The following is a 10,843-nucleotide window of genomic DNA, read 5'->3' as shown; positions in this document are numbered from 1 at the left end:
TTGATGAATCTGGTGTAAGAGTTGTCGCAATTGCCTATATGAGTTGTTTATGAGGAGTCTGTGAAGTTGGTGGCATCAACGCAATCCATGTTTTATTCATCTGTACCGTCAGGATATAAACTATATTTCCTGACCCATACGTGATTTTCCACCACCCTGCTTTTTTTCCATTACTGAGTGTCAAACTATTTTCTTGATCCATCTTATTTCCTTTTGCCAATGCTTGAAGTGCGTTGCTGATGTTATCGAAGTAAGTTGCTTCATAGACAGTAATATTTTCATACGCCAGCTTCATGACGTTATTTTTCCCCGATACTTGAACAAGTTTATATACGCCACTGTCTCCTGCACTTTTGGTTAATGCATATGGCGTTTTAATACCTTGAGTTTTAGCTGTTTGTCAAATTTGAGACAATTGACTATTCGTATAAGCAAGATAATTTAAGGATGGTCCATTACCTCCAGATGGAGTCGTCCCAGAACCAGAAGAATTTGAGATCGCTTTATTACCTGGTGAATTTGAGGTACTGGTGTTGCTCGTATTGTTGTTCACCGTAGTGCCATTCGTTTGTTGAGCAATATTGTTTGTTGCATGCCCAGTTAAATTTGTTGACACAGAATTATTCGTCTCATGAATTGAACTGTTTCCAGTAGCGCACCCTGCTACCATTCCAACAAAGCTTAATGTCAATCCAACAGTTATCCATTGTTTGTAATTCATTTAAAAATCTCTCCTTATTGTTCACACCAATAAGACGAACTTACGTCTCATGAAGTGACACTCCACTTTTTGGAGTGTTTATGCACAACAATGGAGTATTCTTGCGTGTTCCTGCCCGCTAACGACATAACCCAGTAAATCCCTGTTTAGATATTTATGCAAACATGAGGGAGAATCCTTCTTCGGCATCAGCCCTCTTATGTGCAAAAGGTACCACGAAGATGTGGCTCCAAGCGCCAAATTACTTTACTACAATCTTAATCGGTTGAGACGAAACGTTGTAATCCAAGAAAGTCACAGTATAGGTCCCTGCTGACGAAATCGAAGTTGTATATGAAAAATGTACATGTGTGTCCGTCACTGCAACCCTACCATTTAATGTTTCACCTGGTTGGTCTAATCCCATGACACCTAGCTGAGTATCAGGAGCACCTACACCATTTTTTAGCAATGCAGTCCCTGAAATGGTGACGGATTGCCCAACTCTTGCTGTAGTTGATGCAGAGCTAATCGTTATCTTTAATGGTTCGTTCTGTGTTGCCATGCTCTAAGTTGTTTTAGTCCACGACACCCCCATCAGTAATCACTGTTGGAGAAAAAGATTTGCGTAGTAAACAGGAATGTATGTTGTCTGTGTTTTAGTTGTGGGATCATTTGCTACAAGCTTTGGTGCCCAAACAAAGTCATCCTGATTTCCAACAATCGAAAATTGCATTTCACCCGTAGGCGGTGTCCCCGTTTGAGGTGCTCGAGAAAAATTTTCCATCCGCGTATTCCGTATAGAAGAAATATCTAGCGTATTTCCGTTCCATGTTCTTTGGACACCAAACGGATTTTAGTTCTACTTGCAAGTAATATACTGGAACCCAACTTGTTGGTTTTCCAATCCATGGGTCGTTCGATACTACGTGCTTTGGTGTAAGCGTTAATCCGCAAACCATCTGTATAGTAGTTGGTGCATATTCAGCAAACGTCGTTACACGGGTAACAACAGGCATAGGCGCCTGTGCGGAAACATCACCAACAGTAATATTCCCCAGCAATCCTGCCTTATGTTTCATAAATGCTTCGTCTCCCTTTGAATTCTTGTGGTCAATGAATGATGTTCAAGAGTATAGACGAAGGCATAAAACCCAAGGTGACATACTCTATCATGGTAATTTATACAAACTATCTTCTTGAATACTTCTGCCCTGATGCAAAATAACCATTAAATTCAACAATTTAATCCTTATGCATATGACTGATGACAGTCTGATTCAGTTCTTATATCCGTTTCTTCAATAAACAACGCGCCTCAAACTTGACGTTTTGGGATAATGTTCAAAAGTGATTTCATTACTCTCTTCGTTTGTCTCCCATTTCAAACAAAGAAAGAAGAGCGGATAAATCGTGTTGTGAAACAGCATTCATAACATTTCTAGTACAAATAATGAATTGTTCAGTGGACCACCGGCACTTTCACTATCTCGCCCGCCTGCAAATCCTTGTACCGCATCGTCATCCACGAAAACGCCGCCATCACATGGTTGGGATCATACCGTTCGCAAAGTCCCCACAACGTATCCCGTGGCTCTACCTTGACGGTAACGGTTCGTGGATGCGAGGGCAATTGGCGGCTCCACAAATTCACGATGCCAAAGGCCAACGATGTCCCTGCCAAACTGACTATCACCCCCGCTATGGCCAGTTGCACCAACACCTTCCACCGTGAATGTGTTGACTCTGCAGAAGTTACAACAACCATCGGCTGATCGGATCGCCAGTGCCTCGTTTCTATTGCATCCCCACGTCCCACGACACCCACGCACCCTTCATAAAAAGAAATAAATATCTTTTTTAGAATTTATTTCTATCCAAGGTCGTCGAGCATTATCGCTCGACAACAAGAGGGTGTCAACGGCTTTTTTGATTCAAGTGGCCCTTGTAGCAATGAAAGAGGCGAAGCTCGCGTGAGCTTCGCCATTCATCGACTTCTCAGTTTCCTTCATTTTTCATCCGGAACATGGAATTTGTCAGGCAAATATATTCTGTTAATGAGACTAGCCAAAGCCCACGGCATCAAGAAAAAATCGCCCAATACCGCCAAAACACATAAGGTAATGATGAGCACCAGCCAGAAAACAGCCAGCGAATTCAAGAGAACAAGCGGTCGGAGACATTTTCCCAGACTCTCTCATACCTACCCTTCGTAACATTCCCCAATTCGCTTTTTGCCTCACCCAAAACACGGTCTGAAAGAAAAGCCAAGCCACACATATGGCAAGCCATCAACAGATGCCTGTAATGAAAAAGTACAGACAGCAGATATGAAAAAGCGAAGGTGATGAACCTTCGCCAAGGCTGTCGAAAAGTGAGCGCTATGAGTGGTCTTTTTCGACAGTCTAAAATTTTTGCTTCAATTTTCAGTTAAAGTAACGATATATCTTGATACTGTTTGCGAATTCTATTATTTGTTTCTTGTTCATTTGAGAAGCAAAAATAAGCCATTGTCCACCGTAATTGAAATATAATATGGTTTCATTCGATTGTGAAAATACATGCACAATTTGTCCGGATTTTAATTGGTATTTTTGTCCCATTGGTAGATTTACAAAATTCAAGGGAACTTGAGCTATATTAATTAAAATTTTCGGTGTATAGAATTCTGCAAAATGTCCTACCTTATATGCATTTGCTAGCGAATACATCATGTTAGCGTAGGGGTTTGCTAGTTCATTATTAGGTGCTGGATTTTGAAGTATAGTACCTAATACTCCTCTTAATATCCACTTCTGATTTGTATATTCTAGTATTAATATGTAGTCAATATTTTGAGGATAAATTTTTGGAATCTGTATTCTAACAATAGATAAATCGCCAATATTGATATCATTTATAATATTTTTATTATTCGCATGAACGATTTCTCCGTCAGATAACTTCCAAGTCATGGCAGCTTCTGCAGCTTGAATAGGGTTTTTAATAGTCGAGGGTATATTATATCCAGTACTAGATTTGATAAAAATTGTTGGGTGGGGAGAATCATTAGTTTTGTGATTAATCTGAGCTGATGGTGTACACCCCGATAAACTTAAAATTAATATGATTGCTAAAATGTAATGGATATATTTCAAGCCCAACACCTCAATACTTCAAGAAATTTTTGTCTGCGTTCAATATCATTAAACGCAGACACGGATTGACACCCGTTGTTTGGACATAGCTCCCATTTTCTAGCGTAATCTCAGACTTTCACATTTGTCTTCGGCGTTAGCCCAGTCTCGTAGTGTTGCTTGTTGAACTCGGCTGGTGGCAGGTAATGCAGGCTTGAATGCAGCCGCCGATTGTTGTAATAATCCATAAAATCTACGACTGCTTTGTATGCCTGTTCATAACTTTCGAACTCGTACCGTGACAAACAGTCGTCTTCCAGAAGCCTGTGGAAAGACTCGATGTGTGCTTTCATATTCGGTGTTCGTGGCGGTATTCTCTCGTGCTCAATACCGAGTTGTTCACATGTCGACTCAAAGGCCAGGCTGACAAACTGCGGTCCATTATCTGAACGGATGACGGGTAAGACAGATTGGTCGAGTAGTCGACGTTTCCACAGTGCTCGTTTTAACGTATCCACAGCGTCTGTTGCCTCACAATGAAGCCCAATATGATAATCCGCTGTCTGTCGGTCAAATACATCAATGTATGACCGTACGAAAAAGAATCTGTCCTCACCGTGAACGTAGCCGTATTTGATGTCAACTTCCCAGAGCTGATTCGGTGCCATAATGTCCCGATTTCTGGCCAATCTCCGTGGATACTTGGACTTGATTTGCCGCTGCTGTTTGAGAATCCCCAGCTCTTTACACAGTCGATATACCTTCTTCTTGTTGATAACCAACTGATACTCTCGTTTTAACACGTAGGTCAGCTTGAGATATCCGTAGGCAAACCCATCTCCCGCTACGGCGTTCATTATCCATTCCTTGACCTGTTCGTCACTGACTTTGCTTCCATCGTGCGTATACGTGTATTGAGTCGCAGGACGCCCTCCAGAAGTCGTTCTCGGCTTCGGCTCGTGTGTCAGTTGATAGTAATAAGTGGATCGAGAGACCCCCACGATGCGCAGCACGAAGGTGACTGAATATCCGGCTGTGATCCACTTGTGTGCAATCGCTACTTTGTCCGCAGGTGAGGGTTTGGTTTTTTTAACAGGTCACGCAAGATAGAAATCTCAAGGGCTTGCTCGCCCATGACTTTTTTCATCTGTTCATTCTCTGAAGCCAGTTCCTTACGCTCAGCCTGCAACTGAAGTAATTCCTCAGATGTGACATTGGTGACGTTGCCTCTTGTCTTTGGGCTGGCTTTCCCCGCAACACCGTTGACCTGCTTAATCCAGCGGCGAACCATGTTTGCGTTGAGGTCGTGTTTTATTGCGACGAGGGTAATATTCCCAGTCTCACAACACTCCTGAACGATCTGCTGTTTAAACTGTGCTGAAAAATTCCGGCGTTCCATTATCTCATCCTCCTGCTGCTTCTAGTATGCTATCTAGCAGGGAGTCTGTCCAACCTGATTACGGGGCTTAAGAGAAATCTTCTGTGAATGTAATGGAAATAACCTTAATATTCATTGTTGAAGCAAACTCGATAAATCTGTAAAACAGATTTTGAGTCACTTCAAAGCTTTTAATTGAGATATTCTTCTCAAAATCGCGCGACTTATAGGATGGCCAAAGGCTTCGATCAAATCCCAAAAGCAGCCACTTGGACGATAGCAATACGCCTTGATCTGCCCAATCGGTGGAGATTTCTGTCAAGGCATCACGAGAAAGGAGCCCATATAACTACAGCTTCTTTGTCACCAAATCGTGCGCCCTCCTTGACAGTATCAATTTAGTATAGTATGCCAAAATTACAAATTTAGGTGAAGATTGAAAAAAATGGTTTATGAAAAAGTCAAGTTCAAACACCTTTATACCTGCAGTTGCTACAAAACGGTGTACATCCACGTGTTTCTCCGCTCCTGGAGAAATTGTAGATGGGGCAGTAAAGTTGTTCGTCCTACTCATGCTTGTCAGTCCATCCGCATCCTCCACCGACCTATGTTCTCGCTTCAACACCAAACCTCAACGCCGCGCCGTCTTTCCCGATAAACCACGCCGCACTCCCTTCATCTGAATCCGCGGTGAGTTGATACTTCCGACAGAATAACTGAATAGCCTCGTCTCTGTCATTCGCTTCGATGAATTCCTGTTGCGTATACGTTTTTGTTGTCGTGTCTGCGTAAAAGAGGATAAAGCCGTACTTTACTCAAATACTATCTCTCACAATTTATCTAATGACATCCCTAATTCTTTTGTGATCTTCTTTGCCACGCTGAGTATAAGATCCACCGTACCATTCATGATAAAATTAATATGCGTTGCTGACACCCCAAAAACGTTCTTCTTACCAGCCAATTATCATAGAGTAACATCGTTTACAGGAGAAACTTTAGAATTGGAAGCTTTTATATGAAGTGTGTGAGCAGTTTTACTATTGCAAAACAACTCAATGGAATCACAATATAAGGAGAGACCAATCGAATATAGGCTTTGTATGTCTCGTGATGTTGACGAACTCGTCGAAACATCAGCCAAACAAGACTGCAAGATGTGATTGCAACAACATACACAGACACCCAACTGATCATAACTCCCATCCACCAAGGCAACACCATAATCCTCCTATACCACCTAGTCTAAAACAACAATTGCTGACAACACGGCCAAAGTTTTTGATAGATACGATAGGCATCGCGGTAAAAATGCTCCCTGCGTGCGCATCCCAACTGCATCATTTTCCTTCGTAACCTCTAGTTCTCCGTGGAAATGGTTGAAGGAAAAACAACATCTCAAGCAAAACGCTCCAGGCATTGAATGCGTCCAAGAAAGAGTTATAGAAATTATCCCTTGGGAATTTTACGCATACAGAGGTTTAGCTGAAAGACGCGGTTTAGGAGTTCGACTTTTTACGTCACAAGCGATTTTGGGTGGTTTTATCGAGCCCCAAGATTACACGAGTACTACGTGTATTGAGGTCACGGATTAGTTAAAAAGATAGTGGCTGTTATCATGCAGGAAAATGGGCTAAAGAACCGGACGGTTCGCAAGTATAAGACGAGCAAGAACTTGAAGCACAACCGAATTAACACTCGTAGATTGGACAAACGCTCCCTCACCCAATTTCTTAAACAGCTTCCGAATCGACTCTTGGTTGTTGGAAATCTGACCTAAATACCTAGGATGATCTCGCCCTTCATTTGCAATGGCCACTGCGATAAAATCCTTTGAAACGTCTAAACCAATATACTTTTTACTATCCTTCATAATATCTGCTCCCTCCCAATGTAGCTCTGATTGGCATCGGTGTTTCCACAAATACAAGTATTGCCAACTAACCTACGGGTTGTGACATGGAGCCGAGCCTCGTTCATGATAACTTACTGAGATTTTCATTCCTCGACGGTTCATTTCGTGAATCACAAAAAAACTCCCCATTTTTGGTCAGTATTCTCTTTCTTTCGAGGAGATTGTCATGTTACAGGTAGAGAATGGGGGGATTTTACAACTGATGCTGACAGTAGCAGGCGACTTGACTGAAGTTTACGAACCGAGCACGCTTTATGTTTCAATCCACGCCTGCGTGTAGCAGGCGACAAAAGCAAAATATAATTGAGCTAAGGTGGTGGTGGTTTCAATCCACGCCTGCGTGTAGCAGGCGACCTCTTGTTTCCTGCGCCCCACTCACGACCGCTTCCCGTTTCAATCCACGCCTGCGTGTAGCAGGCGACTTGCTGATCCATCACATGACTCTTACCCTCTCACCAAGTTTCAATCCACGCCTGCGTGTAGCAGGCGACGTTGCAGGAGGCTTATCGCAAAAAGATAAGCTCGGTTTCTCTTAAGCCCCGAAATCAGGTTGGACAACCTCTCTAAAGTATAGGAGACTAGAAGCAACGGGAGGTTGTCTTTATGGAACGACGGAAATTTTCATCACAGTTCAAGCAACAGATCGTCCAGGAATGTCTGGAAACTGGTAGTCCTACTATTGTGGCAAGGAAGCACGATCTAAATGCCAATATGGTTGGTAGATGGACTCGTGAGTTTAAGAAGACAGGTATAACGCCTGGAAAATCAAAAGGTATACCAACACATGTCACTTCAGATGATTACCAACAGGTCGTTGAAGAGCGTTCAGAGTTGGCTTCTGAGAATGATAAATTACGAAAGGCATTAGCTGATCAGGCACTCGAAAATCACATTTTGCGTGACCTGTTAAAAAAAGCCAACCCTCACTCCCTCAGATGATTAGCCTTTTCTCACGAATGCTCGCTCATTCGCAGGATTTCATTAACCTAGTTATAAGATGGAGTGGGAATGAGGAGATACCTCGTAAGGCAGAACCGTTCGAGCGCGTGCGGGAACAGAAGGTGCAGTGCGTTTTAACAGCATCTTCCATATAGGTCCTTTGCTGCACGCTTCTCTCCACAAGGTCCCTGGGATTCACTCTCCCAAATCTCGACGGGTCTACGCCCTTACATTCCTTCGTCCTATCTATCCAAGGTGTGGAGTCCAATCAACGTTTGCGGAACGGGTCTGCTTTGCCCTAAAGTGAGGGTTTCTTGGTACTCCGTGCTTTCTTTGTGAAATCCTGCGAATGAGCCAATCTACGTGTCGAGACCCTCAGGTTTCTTAAGCTGCTAACGTAAGTTGGGCTTTATCTAAACTGAATTCTTCCCCTTGTCTGGCTATAGCGACGAGCATTCGAGCCAGTTTACCGATTAATTTCATGATGGATTGCATCTTGGTCATCCGTTTCACTTCAATGTTGTGTGTATGCAGGGCTTGAAACGCAGAATTGTGGGACAGCAGGCGAAACACAGTGAAGTAGAGGTGCTTGCGTAGTAGCGAATTGCCTCGCTTTGTGAGCTTTATTTTCCCCTTGTATTTACCAGAACTCTTCTCAGCGAGGTTCAAACCGGCTTTTCGCAGCAACTGGTTTCCATGAGACAGCTTACTTAAATCACCGCCAAAGGCTAAAATGGCAGCCGTTGCAGGAGCAGATACCCCGACGGACAGAACGAGTTCTGAACCAGGAATCTCGGGCAGCATCTTCTTCATCATCTCGTCAGCTTCCTCAACAATCCTCTGAATTCGTTCGTACTCATCCACCAAATGTGTTAGTTCCCATTTGTCTTCCTCCAGGGCGAAAGTGTCTCCAACACTGTGTCTGGCTAACTCAAGCAATTCAATAGCCTTACGTTTTCCACGCAAACCACCAGGTCTCGACATGTACTCTCCCCAGATTTCTATCATTCGTTCTGGAGTAAGCTGTAGCAAGTCAGACGGCGTCGAGAACCGGCGCAATGTCGCTAGGGAACGAGCACTGAAAATATCCTCAAATGCTTGTCCATACTCAGGGAAACGAATATCCAGCCAACGATGGATACGGTTTTCGATCCGTCCACGTTCGACCACCCAGTGCTCCCTGTTTGTGACGACGACTCGGATCCGCCGGAATGCTTCGTCTTTTGGGGAAAAGGAGGCGTAGTATCCACGACTGACGGCATCTGCAATGACCAGTGCATCCTTGGGGTCATTTTTGGAAGGCGAATTATCTCTGTTTTCCTTGTTTCTTTTGGTGGTCAGTGGATTCACGAGCACAACGTCGATACCTTGTTTAACAAGCCAGTTAGCAAGGTTAAACCAATAATGTCCGGTGCTCTCCATACCTATGATGACGTCGTCCATGCCATGGGTTGTCTGTAGCTTGCGGATTGTTCGTTCCAGATGCTCAAAACCGGAGCGGTCATTTGAGAATATAATAGGTTTGTTGCTGAGGACGATTCCTCTAAAGTTAATAGCTTGTGCAGCGTGTCTCTCCTTGGCGATGTCGATACCAATGACAAGGGTTGTAGTGGAAATTCGTTCCACGCGTTGATTCTGCACTTTAACCAGTCTAGACTTCATATTAACGCCTCCTACGATGGGTTATTGAGGGCTACGACCCAGTACACACTTATCGTATCGGGGCGTTATTATTTCTACAAACTCTATTTCTTAGCTTCTACAGGAATGTTTGCGGATAAAATAGCGATTGCACACAAGTGGATCACAGCCGGGTATTCAGTCACCATCGTGCTGCGCATCGTGGGGGTTTCTAGGTCCACCTATTACTATCAGCAGACACATGAACCACAGCCGAGAACGACTGCTGGAGGGCGTCCTGTAACCGAATATACCTATACACAAGATGGCAGCAAGGTAAGTGACGAGCAGGCCAAGGAATGGATTATGAATGAAATAGAAGGAGATGGTTTTGCCTATGGATATCTCAAGTTAACCTATTTATTAAAGAGAAAGTACCAGTTGGTTATCAACAAGAAAAAGGTATATCGGCTTTGCAAGGAATTGAAGATCCTTAAGCCACAACGCAAATTGAAGGAAAAGCATCCTCGGAAATTGGCTAGAAACCGAGATATCACGGGTCCGAATCAATTGTTCGAAGTGGATATTAAGTATGGCTATATTACGGGTGAAGATCGATTCTTCTTCGTGCTGTCGTATATTGATGTGTATGACAGACAAATTGTGGACTACCATATTGGGTTGCGCTGCGAGGCTACAGATGCTGCAAATACACTGAAAAGTGCGCTCTGGAAACGAAAATTATACGGGAAATCCGAGTTGCCTGTAATTCGTTCCGACAATGGGCCACAGTTTGTCAGTCACCTGTTTGAATCCACATGTGAACAACTTGGGCTGGAGCATGAGCGGATACCGCCAAAGACACCAAATATGAATGCTCATATCGAATCTTTTCACAGGATACTGGAAGATGACTGTTTTTCTCGCTTTGAATTTGAGAGTTATACACAGGCATATCGGGAAGTAGTTTCATTCATGGAATATTACAATGAAAGAAGGATGCATTCCAGCCTGCACTACTTATCGCCGGTCGAGTTTCACAAAAAGCATTGTGATACCGGATTAAAACCGAAAGAAAATGTGAAAGTCTAAGAAAACGCTAGAAAAAGAGAGCTATGTCCAACTTACGGGTGTCAATCCGGTTTCAATCCACGCCTGCGTGTAGCAGGCGACGA

Annotated in this window: 14 protein-coding genes; 2 read left to right on the top strand and 12 right to left on the bottom strand. The window is 43.4% G+C overall.

Annotated features, from left to right (window positions below; genetic code table 11):
* Positions 1 to 34: 34 nt before the first annotated feature.
* The 11 genes from BUA75_RS11200 to BUA75_RS16550 form a co-directional block, all read right to left on the bottom strand.
* Positions 35 to 295, bottom strand: coding sequence for a hypothetical protein (locus tag BUA75_RS11200; protein WP_072874701.1), 261 nt, complete (start codon positions 293 to 295; stop codon positions 35 to 37).
* 105 nt (positions 296 to 400) lie between these two features.
* A complete protein-coding gene (locus tag BUA75_RS11195) occupies positions 401 to 721 on the bottom strand; it encodes a hypothetical protein (RefSeq protein WP_072874700.1) in 321 nt (106 codons plus the stop codon).
* Between the two features lie 241 nt (positions 722 to 962).
* Positions 963 to 1,265 carry a hypothetical protein gene (locus BUA75_RS11190; protein WP_072874699.1) on the bottom strand — a complete coding sequence of 101 codons (303 nt, stop codon included), beginning with the start codon at positions 1,263 to 1,265 and terminating at the stop codon, positions 963 to 965.
* A gap of 172 nt (positions 1,266 to 1,437) precedes the next feature.
* Positions 1,438 to 1,782 (bottom strand): hypothetical protein, encoded by a 345-nt coding sequence (locus BUA75_RS11185; protein ID WP_072874698.1) that lies wholly within the window; start codon positions 1,780 to 1,782, stop codon positions 1,438 to 1,440.
* 380 nt (positions 1,783 to 2,162) lie between these two features.
* A complete protein-coding gene (locus BUA75_RS11180) occupies positions 2,163 to 2,417 on the bottom strand; it encodes a hypothetical protein (RefSeq protein ID WP_129583622.1) in 255 nt (84 codons plus the stop codon).
* A gap of 291 nt (positions 2,418 to 2,708) precedes the next feature.
* Entirely contained in the window at positions 2,709 to 2,861 is a 153-nt protein-coding gene (locus BUA75_RS16130) for a hypothetical protein (protein ID WP_207549752.1), read from the bottom strand.
* Positions 2,862 to 3,126: 265 nt separating this feature from the next.
* Complete coding sequence (locus tag BUA75_RS11175; RefSeq protein WP_072874696.1) at positions 3,127 to 3,837, bottom strand: hypothetical protein; 711 nt, start codon at positions 3,835 to 3,837, stop codon at positions 3,127 to 3,129.
* A 110-nt stretch (positions 3,838 to 3,947) separates the two neighbouring features.
* Positions 3,948 to 5,215, bottom strand: a protein-coding gene (locus BUA75_RS11170) for an IS3 family transposase (protein ID WP_129583621.1) whose coding sequence is annotated in 2 segments (ribosomal slippage) — positions 3,948 to 4,882 and positions 4,882 to 5,215 — 1,269 coding nt in all. Because the reading frame shifts where the segments join, the coding sequence is not laid out codon by codon here.
* Between the two features lie 993 nt (positions 5,216 to 6,208).
* Entirely contained in the window at positions 6,209 to 6,412 is a 204-nt protein-coding gene (locus tag BUA75_RS11155) for a hypothetical protein (protein WP_129583620.1), read from the bottom strand.
* 415 nt (positions 6,413 to 6,827) lie between these two features.
* Entirely contained in the window at positions 6,828 to 7,067 is a 240-nt protein-coding gene (locus BUA75_RS16125; RefSeq protein ID WP_072874690.1) for a hypothetical protein, read from the bottom strand.
* Positions 7,068 to 7,417: 350 nt separating this feature from the next.
* On the bottom strand, positions 7,418 to 7,546 hold the full coding sequence (locus tag BUA75_RS16550) for a hypothetical protein (protein ID WP_423219875.1): 129 nt from the start codon (positions 7,544 to 7,546) through the stop codon (positions 7,418 to 7,420).
* Positions 7,547 to 7,712: 166 nt separating this feature from the next.
* Here BUA75_RS16550 and BUA75_RS11140 point away from each other — a divergent pair, with 166 nt between their 5' ends.
* Entirely contained in the window at positions 7,713 to 8,048 is a 336-nt protein-coding gene (locus BUA75_RS11140; protein WP_072874689.1) for a transposase, read from the top strand.
* Positions 8,049 to 8,432: 384 nt separating this feature from the next.
* Here BUA75_RS11140 and BUA75_RS11135 read toward each other — a convergent pair whose 3' ends face one another.
* On the bottom strand, positions 8,433 to 9,710 hold the full coding sequence (locus BUA75_RS11135) for an IS110 family RNA-guided transposase (RefSeq protein WP_072874688.1): 1,278 nt from the start codon (positions 9,708 to 9,710) through the stop codon (positions 8,433 to 8,435).
* Positions 9,711 to 9,734: 24 nt separating this feature from the next.
* Here BUA75_RS11135 and BUA75_RS11130 point away from each other — a divergent pair, with 24 nt between their 5' ends.
* The gene (locus tag BUA75_RS11130; protein WP_129583619.1) at positions 9,735 to 10,760 is read left to right on the top strand and encodes an IS3 family transposase; all 1,026 of its coding nucleotides are present in this window, start codon (positions 9,735 to 9,737) and stop codon (positions 10,758 to 10,760) included.
* The last annotated feature ends 83 nt before the right edge of the window (positions 10,761 to 10,843 follow it).

The organism is Alicyclobacillus tolerans (genome assembly GCF_900142255.1).
GTDB lineage: Bacteria > Bacillota > Bacilli > Alicyclobacillales > Alicyclobacillaceae > Alicyclobacillus_I > Alicyclobacillus_I tolerans.
This window is presented reverse-complemented; position numbering and strand designations above follow the sequence as displayed.

Coding starts and splice junctions, on each gene's coding strand:
- BUA75_RS11185 (WP_072874698.1), bottom strand. CDS start 1,782: ATGAAACATAAGGCAGGATTGCTGGGGAATATTACTGTTGGTGATGTT.
- BUA75_RS11190 (WP_072874699.1), bottom strand. CDS start 1,265: ATGGCAACACAGAACGAACCATTAAAGATAACGATTAGCTCTGCATCA.
- BUA75_RS11135 (WP_072874688.1), bottom strand. CDS start 9,710: ATGAAGTCTAGACTGGTTAAAGTGCAGAATCAACGCGTGGAACGAATT.
- BUA75_RS16125 (WP_072874690.1), bottom strand. CDS start 7,067: ATGAAGGATAGTAAAAAGTATATTGGTTTAGACGTTTCAAAGGATTTT.
- BUA75_RS11140 (WP_072874689.1), top strand. CDS start 7,713: ATGGAACGACGGAAATTTTCATCACAGTTCAAGCAACAGATCGTCCAG.
- BUA75_RS11200 (WP_072874701.1), bottom strand. CDS start 295: ATGAAGCTGGCGTATGAAAATATTACTGTCTATGAAGCAACTTACTTC.
- BUA75_RS11195 (WP_072874700.1), bottom strand. CDS start 721: ATGAATTACAAACAATGGATAACTGTTGGATTGACATTAAGCTTTGTT.